Origin of the sequence: Spirillospora sp. NPDC048823 (assembly GCF_043198445.1) — a bacterium.
Lineage (GTDB): Bacteria > Actinomycetota > Actinomycetes > Streptosporangiales > Streptosporangiaceae > Spirillospora.
The window spans coordinates 1-14,918 of sequence record NZ_JBICUT010000018.1; the positions used below are offsets into that span (position 1 = coordinate 1).

Consider the following 14,918-nt stretch of genomic DNA (forward strand, 5'->3'; position numbering starts at 1 on the left):
TGATACGGACTTCGACACTCCACATCATCCCAGTTCAGGAGCATTTTTCTGTTTAGGCGCGCCACTCAACAGCCAGGCTTCGTGAAAGACCAGGGGTAGATGCACACCTGCATCTTTGCCGTCCCGACTGTTTACAGTGCGTGACCAAACCGATCGATCTGTACCTAACGTCCGCTCATGCGGCGGTCCGCGTGGCTCTGCCGAGAACAGTGCATCGCGAGCCGACAGGGTGACAGGGATTCAGATCCACCAAGCGACTACGCTGCGCGCGTGGAGGCAGCTGATATCGAGCCGGGGGCCGTGTTCCGGTTCCCGCACGACGACAGACCGCTGCGGGTGCTTCTTTGCGACAGCGATGTCGTCATGTATGACGCCTGGTGGCCACACCTCGCGGCATGGGGCCTGGCAGATCTCGAAGCGATCAGGCGCCAGCGCATCAGCTACTACGTCACCACGGCGTCCACGGTGATAGAGAAGGCGACACATCTGGGAACGGCGCCCTTGACAGCCGACGAGCTGGCGGTGCACCGGCCTGACCTGCCGTTCGCCGCGGTGCAGGACGTGGCGATGACGTGGTCGTCGGGCGATGCCGGTCGGGTCACTGACACTAGGGCAGAGCTGAGCGCGTCCCGGGTTTACCTGTTGCCGTTCGGACCCGGCGGAGGCACCAAGGCAGGCGTTCGAGTTGACGCGGACAACGGCAATGCTTTCACCGTCGGGGAACTGTTCCGCAAGGCTCAGGCCGTCCAGGCTCGGCACCTCGGTGATGTGCTGCCAGACGCGGGAGTCGGGATCTATCGGTCCGGGCTACAGCGCGGACTCCCCGCCTACTACCTGTGGGGAGCGGCGAGTCGGGCTTCATGACCACCTCGCAGTACATCGGCGATAATGACGTCCGGATCTGCCGCTGACCGCGCACTCTGCCGAGTTCCGGGCGATGTGTTCGGCGGTGTCTAGGGCGGCGCGGGTGTGACGAGCTGCGCGGACCGGGCCGCGGGGGGACCGGGACAGTCAGTAGCGGCTTCCGCGCGGGCCGCGCGTCGGCGAGGCGAGGTGCGTGTTGAGGGATCACCATGCGTGCCGGAACGTGTCGCTCGCGGGTGGGGCGGGGTGATGTGGCCGGTGCCGGGTCGAGGTAGCCCCAACCGCCGCGGCTGCGGGGACGGTCGCCGTCATCAAGGTGAGGGTGTCGCCCGGTTCGGTGTGGAGGGCGATGACCTCGTGGAACAGGTTGCCGGGCAGTGGGTTGGTGGCGGAGCACGGGTGTGCGGGATGTCCTCGATGATCATGGGGCCGGCCGCCGCGGTTTCCCTTGCGGCGGCGTTCAGTCCTCCAGGGTGGCTTCGCGGACGTTCTCCCGTTCGGTTTCGGCCATCGCGGCCAAGAACAAGAACAACACCCGCCCGGTGCCGGCAAGTCCTAATCCCCGGCCAGCGGACAGGCCAGCATTTCAGGCGATGCCGTACGCGGTGAGGTGGTCGGCGAGCGAGCTGGCGGAATGTGACTTTCTACATAGAGTCGGCTGACGGCCAGGGCTAGCCTGAGCCCCACCAGTCCCAGGTGTCGTGAATGGGTGCGGGGAGGAGTGCTGCGGGTGGAGATGACCTGGATGTCGCGGCTGCACCGGCTGATCCTCTGCGCCGACATCGAGCGTTTCTCCGACTCGGACCGGTCCGACGCGCATCGGGTCGCGGCGCACGACGGGATGTACGACGCGGTTGAGGCTGCTCTGGGCGCCTGTGGGGTGACGTGGGCGGACTGCTATCACGAGGACCGTGGGGACGGGCTGCTGTTGCTGTTCCGTCCGGACGTCCCCAAGGACCGTGTGGTGCGTGATCTGCCGTGGGCCCTGGCGGCCGCGTTGGCCGAGCACAACCATGTCCACGCCGTGCAGGCACAGGTCAGGTTGCGGATCGCGGTGCACGCGGGAGAGGTGCAGCACGATGGTCGGGGAGTGGTCGGCGACGCGGTAAACGCCGCGTTCCGCCTTCTGGACGCGCGTCCGCTCAGGGACGCGCTGGCCACAAGTTCGGGGTCGGTCGCGGTCATCGCGTCCGAGCCGATCTACCACGACGTCATCCGCCACACTCCGGCGAGCCGCCCGGACACCTACCGCCAGATCGAGGTCGAGGTGAAGGAGACCCGGACCACGGCGTGGGTCTGCCTGCCCGACGACGCACGGTCCCTGGGCGGCTCCACCGGTACCCGGACGCCTTCGAGCCCAGTCCCGGACCTGGCTGGTTCGGGCGGCGAGGTGGCGGCGGATGACGGGGTCGCACCCCCGGGGACGTCGATGCGCGCGAGGGCTTCCGGGGCGGCCCGGATCTTCCAGGCCGGCCGCGACCAGCACATCACCGAGAGCTGATCCATGAATCCCGCCTCGGGCCAGGACGGCGCAGCAGGCCAGGACCGAGACGTCCACCTTGAGGCGACCGCCGCTGGCAGCGCCCGGATCTTCCAGGCCGGCGGAGACCAGAACTTCCATTACCACGGGCGGACCCGTCCGTATCTCATCGGCGATCTTGTCGCTTCTGCCCCACCCGACACGGAGTGGCTGCTGGAGCAGCCGAGCCGCCTGCTGGGCGCGCGGAGTCAGGTGGTCCCGTTCGTCGGCCGCCAGACCGAACTGAGGCGGCTCGGGGAATGGCGGGACGCCGACGGCCATCTGTCGGTGCTGCTGCTGCACGGCCCCGGCGGCCAGGGCAAGACCCGGCTCGCCTGCGAGTTCGCCGAGCGATCCCGTGACCGGCGGTGGCAGGTGTTGCAGGCCGGTACCTTGCCGACGCACCGCGGCGAGCCGAGTGTCCCCGAGGTGGACACGGTCGGCGTTCTGCTGGTCGTCGACTACGCCGACCGCTGGGCCCTCAGCGAGCTGGAACGGCTGCTGTCGGATCCGGCGCTCCAGCAGGAGCGGCCCACGAGGGTGCTGCTGATAGGGCGGACGGTTCGATGGTTCGCAGGCCTCCGCGGCGTGCTGGCCGACCTCCGGGCCGGTGCCGGCGATCTTCTGCTGACGCCGCTCGGCGAGGACCGGCCCGCCATGTTCCGCGCCGCGCGGGACCGGTTCGCCGACCTCTACGGCCTCCAGGACGCCAGTGCCGTGTCCGCGCCTGCCGTTCTGCCAGATCACCCCGACTATGGCCTCACGCTGACCGTACAGATGGCCGCGCTGGTCGCGGTTGACGCGTTCCGCCGAGGCGCGGAGGCCCCCACCAGCCCCCACGAGCTCTCGGCGTACCTCCTCGATCGCGAGTACCAGGTCTGGCAGCGGCTCTTCGAGGCGGGCGCCCACGGGCAGGACTTCCAGACCCGCCCTGCCGTCATGGCCCGCGCGGTCTTCACGGCCGCGCTGACGGGGGCGGTGGACCAGGACTGCGGGTCGCGGGCCATCCGGCGCTTGGACCTGCCCGGGCATCCGCAGGACCTGCTGGTCGACCACCGGTTCTGTTACCCGCCGAGCGACCGCGAACTGGTCCTGGAGCCGCTCTACCCCGACCGGCTGGCCGAGGACTTCATCGCCCTGTTGACTCCGGGCCACGACATCAGCGCCTACGATCCGGATCCCTGGGCCAAGAACGTCCCGGCCACGCTGCTGACCGAGGGGAAGGATCTGCGGCCGGTGGTCGTCGGGCGGGCGATGCTGTTCCTCACCTCGGCCGCCGAACGCTGGCCGCACCTCCGTGGCAAGGTCCTCTACCCACTGCTGCGTTCCGACCCGGCCCTGGCGCTGGAGGCCGGCAGCGCCACACTGTCCAGCCTCGCCTCGATCGACGACCTCCCCGACGAGATCCTGGCCGCCGTAAAACAGTTGCTGCCCCCAGGGCGACATGTCGACCTGGATATCGGCGCCGCCGCGATCGACCTCGCCTGGGCCTCCCGGACCTTGCCGCAGACCGAAGATCTCGACGATGAGGCACGTCTCCGCCTCGCGCTGTCGAACCGGCTCGCGGCCGCGGGACGGACCGGTGAGGCGCTGGAACAGTCCGGGCTCGCCGTTGAGGTCGGCCGGAGGCTCGTGGCCGCCGACCGCTTCGGCGCCCGGAGCCTGCTGGCAGGAGCGCTGTCCAACCACGCGGACGACCTGGCCGCGGTCGGACGTCACGACGACGCGCTGCGGTATGCCGAGGAGGTCCTCGAGTTCCTGCCAAATCCCAACTCGCCGGACTTCGTCGTACGGACAATGGAGGACGCCGCCGAAGGAGCGCTCTACGGCACTAGATTCTGGGGCGAGGACCTCGCCGAGGCCATGAACAATCTCGCCCTCAGGCTCGATCAGGTCGGCCGGCGGGCCGACGCGATGGCCGCCTCCCGCGAAGCGGTGGCCCTTTATGAGGGGCTGTCCAGGGCCGGGATCGGGCGGGACGACGCCGGTTGGGCCAATGCGCTCGACAACCATGCGGCCCGGTTGCGGCAGGCAGGTAAGGCGGAGGAGGCTTTGACGCTGTCCTCCCAATCGGTCGAACTGCGCACCGCGCTCGCCGAGTCCGACCGCGCCAGGTACCTTCCCGAGCTGGCGACGTCGATCAACAATTACGCGATCAAGCTGGCCGAAGTTGGGCGGCATGCCGAGGCCTTGGAGCAGAGCGAACGAGCCGTCGCGCTACGTGGCGAACTTGCTTCCGCGAACCGCGGCGTCTACCTGCCCGATCTCGCGAGTGCGACCACCCACCACGCCATGCGGCTGCTCCACGCCGGGCTGCACGCCGAGGCCATGACAGCCGCAGGACAGGCGGTCAAACAGTACGAGGAACTCACCGCGACCGCGCCGGCGGCCCACCTGCCCCGGCTCGCCCTGGCACTGACCAATTACTCGACCTGCCTGATCGAGGTCGGCCGAACCGCCGAGGCCCTCGTCTGCATCGAGCGGGCCGTCACTCTCTTCGAGGACTTCAGTCCCGGTGACCGGGCGGCCAATCTACATGCGTTCGCGGGTACCCTGGCGAACCATGCGGCGCTGCTCGACCGGTTGGGCCGCCCGATCGAGGCCGTTACCTGGTCGGAGCGAGCGGTCCGGATGCGGGAGGAACTGGCCGTCGACGCGCCAGGCCCCGCGCCATTGCTGGCGCTTTCCGACACGTTGTTCAAGCATGTCCACCACCTCAGCCAGGTCGGCCGATTCGCTGAAGCGATAAGCCACTCCGAGCATGCCGTGGCACTGCAGGAGGAGCTGGCCGATGCGCCCGATCCGCAGCAGCTGCAGAAGTTCGCCGGACTGCTTCACAACTACGCGGTCTCCCTGGCCGAATCGGGCCGGCCCGCCGAGGCGCTCGCTGCATCCGAACGTGCGCTCGCAATACGCAAGCGGCTGTCCGAGACCGCTACGAACGCCCAGGTCGCGGAGTCACTAACCCTTCACGCGGTCCGGCTGGCCGAAGCCGGCGAGCATCGCGAGGCGCTGGCAGAGTCCGACCGCGCGGTACGGATGTACGAGGAACTCGCCGAGGCCGATCCGGTGACCCACACCCCGGCACTGGCGGTCGCGCTGACCAACCACGGCAACCGGCTCGCCGCCGCCGAACGCCACGCCGACGCGCTGGCCCGCACCAGGCGGGCCTGTGCGCTGTTCGAGGCACTGGCGGAGCAGGACCGGCCGAAGTATCTGAACCAGCTGGCGGTCGCCTTCAAGAACTTGGTGGCGCGGTTGGTACAGGTCGGCGACCACCCGGCCGCCTGTCCCCCAGCAGAGCGCACGGTCGAGCTCTACCGGGAACTGGTCGACGACTACGGAAGCGTCCACCTCGCCGCGCTGGTGCGGCAGCTGGGCATCCTCGCGTCCTTGCGGCTGGCCACGGGCGACCCCGGTAGCAAGGTTCCGCTCTCCACGCTCAGATCCGGCACGGCCGTCTTCGACCTCACCCGCCCACTACGCGACGAGCGGCAGATCCGGAGTGCGCGGCGGGCCATCGCACGGTTGAGTCCGCTTACAGACGGTCCTCGCGGCGCCCGCACCCAGGGGGAGGCCGAGCTGGGCCTTTTCCTGCTGGTCATGAACAACTCACCGCTGGCGACCGCCGACTACGAAGAGATGCTTACTCACGCGCAGGAGGCGGTCGACGCCTTCCGGCGGGCCGGTGACACGGTCGGCGCCCGCCTCGCACTCGGCGCCACGGTCATCGCCCTAATCGGCCGGTCCGACCGGCCGGGAGCGGAGACCGCGATGGCCCGTCTCGAGGTGCTGGATCCGGACTACGCGCGATGGTGGCGGAGCTACACCGAGGCCATGCTCACCACCGACCTCGATCAACAGGTGAACGGGCTCCGGCGATGCGTCCAGGCAGCCCACGTCCTCGGCGAGTTCGCCGACTACTACACGATCATGTGCATGGAGAAGCTGGACCAGCTCGTTGGCAAGGCTGGGCCAGCGGTCCACCACTCAACGGTCGTCGCCGCAACCGTCCGGGAAAGGACCAGCGAAGAATGACGAACGTCCCACCGGGCGACCCGTCGCCCTGGCACCTCCGCCTCGGCTTCGAACTGGAGGAGGTCTACAGCGGCTACTCCGAGATCCAGGAGGACAACCTCTACCTCTTCTCCGGCCGCGAAGCCCTGCTGATCAGGGACCGGAGCGACTGGGCGGTCGACCGGCTCAACGACATCAACATCGATCCGTCCCTCATCGACATCTTCGAGGACGCGCTGGAAGGCATCCCCACCCAGGAGAACCAACCGAAAGTCGACGCCAGCCGAAGCAGCGACCTCATCATGGGCTGGATCCTCAGCAGAACCCGCACCAGGCGGCGGCTCGAGCACCTCATGCAAGCCGCACGCATCGCTGTCGGGCCTCCCGGTGTCCGGTACTACGACTGCGGAGTCATGTTGTGCCGCCTCCACGTCTGCGACGTGATGGCCCCCACGCCCATGACGCTGAACCACCGCAACGAGGTACGACGCGCCGCTCAGGTACTGGAACAGTTCATCACCCACACCGACGTACACCGCCCTCGAGCCCCCGAACACCGCCCGCTGGACCGCCACTTCGAGACCCTGGCCGACCACCTCAAGGCATGGCGAACCAGCGACACCGACCCCGACCGGTCCTTCTTCCAACAGATCCGCAAGGTCATCCACCTGGCCGGAATCACCCCGATCCGATAGCGGTCGACGCAGGAGCGCAGACGCCGCAACGACGGTTGGGTCGCGTTGAACGATCCAGCCGATCCAGCCGCGACGATCATCGTCAAGGCTTGGCCGGGCCTTAAGATGTTCACCAGCAGAAACAGCCGCTACCACCGCGAAGGTTGCTCTCCAGATCTTCGTGCCCCCGGCCTCGTCGGATTCCACGCCGCCTCAGGGGCATCCAGCGCAGCCGCGAACGACTGACGGCCGTCAAACGCACGCACTCTACTGCCGCAGTCCGCTTGGTACTGCCGACGAGCGGACCATTGAGATGGCCCTGGCGTCGGGAGCTCCAGGACCGTCTAAGTTAGCGGCTGACCCACCAGATGGTGAAGCTGACAAGGCCAGCGCCCATGGTGGTGGCGCTGCCGCGGAGGAATGCGATCAGTGCGACGCGGGCAAGGCGGATGACGAGACTGTTCTAGAATCGTTGGTCGGCCTTCGATCTGTCCTCCGGTTGGGGACGGCTACACTGATCAAGCCGTTCCGGAGGGCTTCCGAGCGCCGACCGGAAACTGGCCGGGGAAGTCAGCTGCGGACCGTTCACTGATCATTGATGTGCTGATCTCCGCCGGCTTGGTAGATTCGGCTGTGTCCGGAGGCGCGGGCCTTCATCGAATGTTTAGTTGCGCTGTCACCTTTTGGGGACACGGCGCTTTGGTCGCCAGCGGCCCGCCCGGAGCGCACTGGCTGCTCTCCTGTCGTTCTTGCTTGTACCGCCTGCTCTTGCGCGGCCGACTGGTCTGATGACCCGGCACGGCGGGCCAGGATCATTCCGGTCACTCCTATCACCAGTCCGACGATGCCGACCACGGCACCTATCACGCCGACCATATCTACCCAGCGGAATCCCTTGACCGCGAAGTACACGACCAAACCGACGGCCGATGCCACCGCGATCAGTCCACCGGCCCAGATCAGTACGCGCACCGCCACGTCCAACATCATCGCCCCCGTCCACTCCTCAACACAGGTCATCGACTACAGATGCCCGCATGCGGACACCCGGGTTTAGGCATCCACTTCCAGCGTCTGCTCTTGGCCACGTGTTCGATCATCTTCTGCGATGGCTCAGCCCCTCGACCTTGCAGGTGGGTACCGGGGGCGAGGAGGAGGGGCGAGCGTGAATCTGTCAGTGGCCAGTTGTGATTCCCCGTGGACGGCCACGATCGGGGAGTTATCTGGCCACGCCTGTCAACTACATTCCGTAGCGACCCTCAAGCCCCCTCCAGCTCACACCGACCTTCTCCTGGCCGCCACACTGGTCCTGGCTCCGGGAGCCTTTGTCCAGGCCGGAAGCACGGAGCAGGCCCGGCCCCTGTGACCAACGCCAAGCGACGCGGCTCGTGTCGGCCTCTGCGTGACGCGAGCCTCGACGCCCCGCGAACACCCAGCGTCGTTGGTCACCGGAGATGGGGAACAGAAGTGGCCGTCCGTGGGGACCGTCAGTGGGGAGTCGTTGGCCGTACCCGGGGAAATGATCTTGGCCGCTGACATGAATCCCTCTAGCTCCTTCGGCGAGCAGCCGGGCTTGGTCGAGGTGGCGCTGAGCTGCATACCCGGCGTGGGACTACGCCGCATGTGCGGACCTGGCGGTTGGGTTCGTGAGTTCTGAAAGCTCCAGCCAAGGCGACTCTCGGCGCTGTGGACCAAGAAACCTCGAGGCGGGCGGCTTCTGACGCGCCAGATCCCAGCGTGGGTGTGTCCAGGTTGTGATTGGTTACCCGTACAGTCCCATCGAGCAGGTCAGCGGGCCTAAATGCGCCCGGCTGTTACCGGGTGGAAGCGGGAAACGCTGTCCGGGCGGCCTGCAGGATGCTTTCGATTTCTACACCGGTCAGACTTAGTGCTTTTCGGGAGCGCAGGTAGTAGCGAACTCTGGTTCCACTGTAGATATCCACACCCCGCATGGTGAGGACTTTAAAAGGCACAGTGGGTCCGAAGATCGCGAGAGCAGGTGTTACGCGAACTTCAAGATCAGTTGCGGCGCTGAGCAACTGACTCGCCGCATCCGCCGCCTGTTGAGCCTCATCGAGTCGGGCCCTCTTGTCGAAGGGCCCATGCAAGAGCCGAAGAGGGGGAGATAGCGCGCGAACCGGCAAACGCTTATCCCATTCTTCCGAATAGATGATGAAAACACCGGTGGGTCCGATGACCAGGTGATCGATTGGAGACGGATAATTCTCGTCATCCGCGAATGACACGGTGCGGCCATGAAGGCTGACGAAGCCGTCCTTTTGTAAGGAGAAAAGCGTCCGTTCCGTCCTTCGCCGCGCTCTGTCACCTCTATCCCATGCAGCGGGCCCTGGCCAGCTGCGTGGTCTGAGCTCGTTCAAGCGCTCCCAGAAGGCGCGGACAGCCACTGAAAAGACGGGTCGTGTGGTATCCCCGCCGGGAGGACCCGCACCTGTCGGCCGATCGCCCAGAACAGCAGCCGCGATGCGCGGGGGTATGGGCCAGCGGATCGGGCGAACCCACATGGGGGACCGCTGCCGAAGCCAAGGACCGCGGTCTGCCGTCACGGCGGCGTTCAGCTCCTTGAGATTCCCCGGATCTGGTGACGTCGGGATGAATTTGGAGGCTAGCTACGTCCGCTCATGCCGCGGAGCGCGTACTACCGCGACTATTGCCAGCGTGACCTTTCGTCATGTCGCGGCTCGCATACGTGCGGCACCGACAGGGTCGGATGACAGCCCGATGCTGTACGGAGAGTGATCGCTCGTTTGGATCATCTGTGCGCTGCCGTGACTTCACTGGAGCGGGCGCGCTGGTGTGGCCAGGGTGTGGCCCAACTGCGTGGGAGAGAGATGGATCTTGGTGAATGGGGCGGCCGCATGCCCTCGTTTGGGTGGATTCTGTGGCATGCGGCCACCCTCTGCGGACGGGTTACGGGGCTCTGCTAATGCGGTTTGGGTGCAAGCCCATCCGGGGTTCAAATCCCCGATCCTCCGCCTCTGACCAGCGGTTTCCTTGATCTAGTTCGGGTCGGGGGGACCGCTGGTTTTGCGTTGGGGGGCCGATGGGGGACCGACGCGGCGGGGACCACGGCTGCGGCTGCCTCAGCGGCCTCCTTGATCGACACATCGGCGATGCTCGCGATCATGACACCGGTACCGGCAAGAACCCCCGAACCGTGACCTACCAGACCAGCCCCTTCACGGAATGTGTGCCAGAGCCAGAATTCACGCGTCGTCAACACTCCGGACTGGGCGGCCGACCCGGACACCGGATCTCCCGAGCACGAAGCGCTGCCACCGCGGCGAAAACCTGAGCCTCCCTGACCACGTACGACGCTGCTGCACCGACCGACCGTCACCGACCGAACACCCAAGCGGCCGCTATTTCACGCGGCGGAAACCTTGCAGTCCGAAACGCCAGAGTCGTAACGTGTTCTAGTGGGCGGATACGACATTTGTGACATAGTCCACCGTCAGGATCTACCGTGACCCCGATGACTCCTGTGACCATTCACCTTCATGCAGCCATCCCAGCCGCTAACATCTGCGAAGTCTGACCGCGCATACTCCGCTACCCGATTGATCATCAGTCTTGCGCATACCCATACTTTTCGGCGACAGGGGAGACTTGAAGCACAATGCTCATCGGGCATACGTCGGGAGAAGAGCGAAGCAGAGGACTTCGACGCCTGATCGTTTTCCTCTCGGGGCGCCGTGGGCTTGAGGAGAACAAGCTCCAGTCCCGGCCTCGCGAGGTCGCAACCGACTGCCTCTTCTGCCAACCGGATGACCCGTCACTCAACAGGATTCTCTGCGAGAACGAGTTATTCTATGCACGCTTTGACAACTTTCCCGCCAATCCCGGACACATCGAAATAGTCCCAAGAAGGCATGTCGTCTCGTTCTTCGAGCTGGACGATCAGGAGGTCCTCAGCGCCTACAGCCTGATGCGCGCGGCGCGGGACCACATCGACGAGAAGTACTTTCCCGAGGCGTACACGATCGGTATCAACGACGGCAAGGCGGCGGGGCGAAGCATCGACCACTTGCACATCCACCTGATCCCCCGACACCATGGCGATGTCGATGATCCTCGCGGAGGCATTCGCCGGGCCGCGCCCAACTCCGACCCGGATGCCTGGCAATGAGGCGGGTTATCGCGTCCCGACCGCGATGAACCAACCGGCACGGCCGGCGAAGCGGATCCGGACGTCGGTGAATCCCGCCGCCTCCAAGCGGTCCGCGAACGCGTCCGGATCGACGAAGGTGAACCAGCGCGGCCCGTCCAGCGATCCGCCCTCCTTCCAGCCCTCCCCGTCGCCGACGCGCATGCTTATCGCCGCGATACCGCTCGGGACCAGTACGCGGTGAACCTCCGCCAGCGCGCGTTCCAGCCCGGCCGATGGGATGTGGAGCAGGCTTCCCGACGCCCACACCCCGGCCACCGACTCGTCCCGGAGCGGGAGTGTCAGGGCGTTCAGCCGCAGGTAGCCGAGCGTGCGCCCCTCCTCGCGTGATCGGCTGCGGGCCCATTCGAGCATGGCCGGAGCGTAGTCACCCGCGATCACCGTACGGCCGAGCGATGCAAGCAGCCTGGTGTCTCGGCCACCACCGCATCCAAGGTCGAGGACGGGCATGGGATGCGGTGCTTGCCGCGCGAACTCGATGACCTCCGTGCGTAGTCCGGGAAACCTGTCGTAGTCCTCGGAGGCTTCGCCATAGGAGTTCGCATTGGCGTCGTAGCAGCCGCAGGTCTGACGGGTGATTTCGCCCACCTCAGACATTCTCGAACCCGTCCTCCCCGACCACGAAGCTCAATGAATTGAGGATATGCCAGATGCGCTGCACATCGAGGGCATCGTGACCATGTGATACATCGAAGCTGACACAGCCCACGAACCCGGAACGACCGTTTCTGATCGGTGTGGCGAAGACCGCACCGCGATGGCGGTAGCGCTGAAACTCCTCCCAACCGAACCCCATCACGGAATCCACGCCTTCCTGTGCCCGATATGAGGAGAATGTGGCCTCGTCGACCAGGTTTCGGGCGAGCCTTGCCACATCGACGCTCACTTCCTGATCGAGCTTCCAACATAGCCCCACAACGCCGACACCCGGTGTCGGGCGAATCCTGCGAGTCGCCGGTGACGCGCCGAGGCGGTAAGTGGCCACGCGCGTGAGCTCACCGCGAAGCGGATGCCGGTGATTGTGTTTCCGTTGCCAGATGTGCAGCCCTGGATCGCTCACCGCGATCTCGGGCGTCACCGCTCTGCAAACTTCGATCAGTTGCCCGAACGCGGTGAGGACATGCCTGCGCATGACCAGACGGCGCTCGACACGGAGACGGTGAGACCACGACGCGCAGGGGGAAACGACACCGAAGAACCCGGCGGTCAAGATCAATACGATCAAGACGTACGAGTATTCATGCTCGACATCTTTCCATAACTCGGCCGAAGGGAAGCCGTACTGCTTGCCGGCGAGCAGCACCGTTGCCGCCAGCACGATTGAGCGGTCTATGGTACGCGCTGCCGCCATCTTCATCTACCGCTCATCCCCGTTCGGCACACCGCAATCCCGCCGCACCCTTGCCAAACCATACCCGGGACGAGTAACAATATGGCTGCCGACTTTGCCAGGGCCATATTCTGGTCGGTCAAATAAAGCAATCAGGCTAGTCCGAATTGCGGTCGAGGTGATCCGTGACCGAACGAGACTCTTGTGCCGGGTCCGATTTCTGTCAAGAGCTCACCGGGGCCGAGCACGTCACCTTCCATCGCGTCTACAACGGATCCCCGCCGGGAAGGATCCTCGCACGCGGCAGCACCCTCGCGCTGCTCGCGGATATGTCGCCACTGACCAGGGGGCATCTGCTGCTGATACCGACCGCCCACTATGTCAGCTTTGGTGCTGTGATGTGCGACCACGCCGAAGACGTGGCAACGGCACTTAAACGAATAATCCCACTATACACGGCAAGTTTCGGCGATCCGGTCTTCCTTGAGCACGGCTCAACAATGGGAATGGAAGGCTCCGCATGCGTCACCCACGCCCATATTCACCTGCTTCCCCTTCCGTTCGGGCAGGTCAACGCGCTGATGGCAAGGGATGGCCTGGTGTCGACCACCCTGGGCGGACTGGCCGATCTAGAACAGTTCGGATACGACGATCGCCCGTACTTCTATTGCGGGGACACGGCCGAACACCAGGTGTACGCTGCGGTACAGGCGAGGCCCCGCCAATATCTCCGATCAGTGGCAGGGAGAATTCTGGGCATCCCGGACCCGGAGTGGGACTACGCAGTCGTCGTCCGAAAAGATCTCCTGACGGCGACGATGAAAGAGACTGCGCGCTGGAGGCTTTCGCTGCCTTAGGCCATTGACACCCCCGCCAAAAGCTGAGGATGGGATGGGTTCCATGCAGAGCACCGGCACCGGCACCGCCTCCGACGAGCCGACGCGGCTGGCCGACATCATCGCGCCCATGTTCGGCGGGCAGTCAGGATGGTCGCAGCGGTTGCAGAACGGAGTCCAGGCCGAACTCATCGCGGGCGCCGACGCCCAAGACGATTGCGCGGTCTTCGGAATCGACGGCGCCATGGAGATCGTCGTCGGATCGGACTACGTCCGCGGACCGAAATTCCAACTGTACGAACTCGGCTACCTGTCGAACTACGACATCGGCTACTACCTGGCGATGGCCAATCTCAGCGATATCGCCGCCATGGGCGCGCTGCCGATCGCGCTCCTGACGGTCGTCCGCTATCCGCGCTCACTGCCGGACGACGACTTCACGGCTCTCATGGAAGGGATTCGCGACGCCTGCCGGCAGGCGGGCACGCCCAACGTCGGAGGCGACATCGGCAGCGCGGAGAGGATCATCCTGTCCGCGTCCGCCGTGGGCATCGTCGAGCGAGGCGGATCACTGCTGCGGACCGGTGCCCGCGCAGGAGATCGCCTCTGCGTCACAGGGCCGACAGGGGTTGCGGCGTCCGCACAGCGCTATTTCGGCGGTCTCGGCCCCGGCTCGGCGAAGCTCCCGCCGGCCGAGGAGGAAGTGCTGATATCCGCATGGCGACGTCCCCAGGCGCTCGTGCGGGAAGGGCGCTGCCTGAGCACGAGCGGTGTGGTGACGAGCTGCCAGGACACCTCCGACGGCTTGAAGGCCGGCGTCCAGTCGCTGGCCGCCGCCGGTGGCGTCGGCTTCGTGGTCGAGGAGAGCGCACTCCCCGTCGCCGACATCGTGGCGGAGGTCGCACGGCTGACCAACGGTGATCTCACCTCGGTCGTCCTGGGCGACTCGGTGGACTTCCAACTGGTCTTCACCGTCGCGGAAGACGGAGTGTCGCAGCTCTCCAAGATCTTCGCGGACGCCGGTCTCGACTTCTGCGACATCGGCTATGCCACCGAGGAACGCGAGGTAAGGCTGAGGCGCGCGGACGGCCGGGAGGAAGAACTTCCCGGCGTTCCCTGGCGTCACGCCACCTGAGCCGACCGGGGGCGTTGTTACGTTGGCCGCGCCCGGCGACTGACCCATAGGACAAAGGAGTCCGATGGCCGATGAGTACCTCGAGTTCCAGTTGCGTCTTCCGCACGGCGGACCCCTGGCACATGGGCGGCTTCTCGGCCGAGCGGGGGACGAACGGCAGCCAGAAGTTCATGTTGCTCGCCGGTTGCCCCGCTACGGGACCGAAGCTCGTGCAGCAGCCACCAGCGGTCCGAGGGCTCGGACGGGCGCACCGCGAGGACCACCCCCGGTTCGGGGTGGTCGGCAACCAGGTCAATGCGGCGCGAGCACCCTCGGGTCTTGACGCGACCAGCACGGTTCCCGGTTCGCAGACGTCGC

Annotated in this window: 11 protein-coding genes; 7 read left to right on the plus strand and 4 right to left on the minus strand. The window is 66.0% G+C overall.

The features are described 5' to 3' along the window. The first annotated feature begins 270 nt into the window (after positions 1 to 270). From ACGFK0_RS31465 to ACGFK0_RS31480, 4 genes are all read left to right on the plus strand, one after another. Entirely contained in the window at positions 271 to 864 is a 594-nt protein-coding gene (locus ACGFK0_RS31465; protein ID WP_392911462.1) for a hypothetical protein, read from the plus strand. A gap of 730 nt (positions 865 to 1,594) precedes the next feature. Further along, positions 1,595 to 2,365, plus strand: a complete 771-nt coding sequence (locus ACGFK0_RS31470; RefSeq protein ID WP_392911464.1) for a hypothetical protein — start codon at positions 1,595 to 1,597, stop codon at positions 2,363 to 2,365. 3 nt (positions 2,366 to 2,368) lie between these two features. Beyond that, complete coding sequence (locus ACGFK0_RS31475) at positions 2,369 to 6,421, plus strand: tetratricopeptide repeat protein (RefSeq protein ID WP_392911466.1); 4,053 nt, start codon at positions 2,369 to 2,371, stop codon at positions 6,419 to 6,421. Further along, positions 6,418 to 7,095 (plus strand): hypothetical protein, encoded by a 678-nt coding sequence (locus ACGFK0_RS31480; RefSeq protein WP_392911468.1) that lies wholly within the window; start codon positions 6,418 to 6,420, stop codon positions 7,093 to 7,095. The genes ACGFK0_RS31475 and ACGFK0_RS31480 overlap by 4 nt, the downstream gene beginning before the upstream one ends. Positions 7,096 to 7,659: 564 nt before the next feature. Here the strand turns inward: ACGFK0_RS31480 and ACGFK0_RS31485 are convergent. Further along, on the minus strand, positions 7,660 to 8,064 hold the full coding sequence (locus ACGFK0_RS31485) for a hypothetical protein (RefSeq protein WP_392911470.1): 405 nt from the start codon (positions 8,062 to 8,064) through the stop codon (positions 7,660 to 7,662). 824 nt (positions 8,065 to 8,888) lie between these two features. Next, positions 8,889 to 9,596: a nuclease-related domain-containing protein gene (locus ACGFK0_RS31490; protein ID WP_392911472.1), complete on the minus strand. Its 708-nt coding sequence runs from the start codon at positions 9,594 to 9,596 to the stop codon at positions 8,889 to 8,891. 1,115 nt (positions 9,597 to 10,711) lie between these two features. On the opposite strand from ACGFK0_RS31490, the gene ACGFK0_RS31495 reads away from it, so the two are divergent. Continuing rightward, a complete protein-coding gene (locus tag ACGFK0_RS31495; RefSeq protein ID WP_392911475.1) occupies positions 10,712 to 11,221 on the plus strand; it encodes an HIT family protein in 510 nt (169 codons plus the stop codon). Positions 11,222 to 11,227: 6 nt separating this feature from the next. Here the strand turns inward: ACGFK0_RS31495 and ACGFK0_RS31500 are convergent, their stop codons facing one another. Further along, on the minus strand, positions 11,228 to 11,848 hold the full coding sequence (locus ACGFK0_RS31500; protein WP_392911477.1) for a class I SAM-dependent methyltransferase: 621 nt from the start codon (positions 11,846 to 11,848) through the stop codon (positions 11,228 to 11,230). Between the two features lies 1 nt (position 11,849). Next, positions 11,850 to 12,617 carry a hypothetical protein gene (locus ACGFK0_RS31505; protein WP_392911479.1) on the minus strand — a complete coding sequence of 256 codons (768 nt, stop codon included), beginning with the start codon at positions 12,615 to 12,617 and terminating at the stop codon, positions 11,850 to 11,852. 158 nt (positions 12,618 to 12,775) lie between these two features. Between ACGFK0_RS31505 and ACGFK0_RS31510 the strand changes: the two genes are divergently transcribed. Both ACGFK0_RS31510 and thiL read left to right on the plus strand, forming a co-directional pair. Further along, on the plus strand, positions 12,776 to 13,447 hold the full coding sequence (locus ACGFK0_RS31510; protein ID WP_392911481.1) for an HIT family protein: 672 nt from the start codon (positions 12,776 to 12,778) through the stop codon (positions 13,445 to 13,447). A 43-nt stretch (positions 13,448 to 13,490) separates the two neighbouring features. Then, the gene (gene thiL, locus ACGFK0_RS31515) at positions 13,491 to 14,561 is read left to right on the plus strand and encodes a thiamine-phosphate kinase (RefSeq protein WP_392911483.1); all 1,071 of its coding nucleotides are present in this window, start codon (positions 13,491 to 13,493) and stop codon (positions 14,559 to 14,561) included. The last annotated feature ends 357 nt before the right edge of the window (positions 14,562 to 14,918 follow it).

Coding starts and splice junctions, on each gene's coding strand:
- ACGFK0_RS31485 (WP_392911470.1), bottom strand. CDS start 8,064: ATGATGTTGGACGTGGCGGTGCGCGTACTGATCTGGGCCGGTGGACTG.
- ACGFK0_RS31480 (WP_392911468.1), top strand. CDS start 6,418: ATGACGAACGTCCCACCGGGCGACCCGTCGCCCTGGCACCTCCGCCTC.
- thiL (WP_392911483.1), top strand. CDS start 13,491: ATGCAGAGCACCGGCACCGGCACCGCCTCCGACGAGCCGACGCGGCTG.
- ACGFK0_RS31505 (WP_392911479.1), bottom strand. CDS start 12,617: ATGAAGATGGCGGCAGCGCGTACCATAGACCGCTCAATCGTGCTGGCG.
- ACGFK0_RS31490 (WP_392911472.1), bottom strand. CDS start 9,596: ATGTGGGTTCGCCCGATCCGCTGGCCCATACCCCCGCGCATCGCGGCT.
- ACGFK0_RS31475 (WP_392911466.1), top strand. CDS start 2,369: ATGAATCCCGCCTCGGGCCAGGACGGCGCAGCAGGCCAGGACCGAGAC.
- ACGFK0_RS31495 (WP_392911475.1), top strand. CDS start 10,712: ATGCTCATCGGGCATACGTCGGGAGAAGAGCGAAGCAGAGGACTTCGA.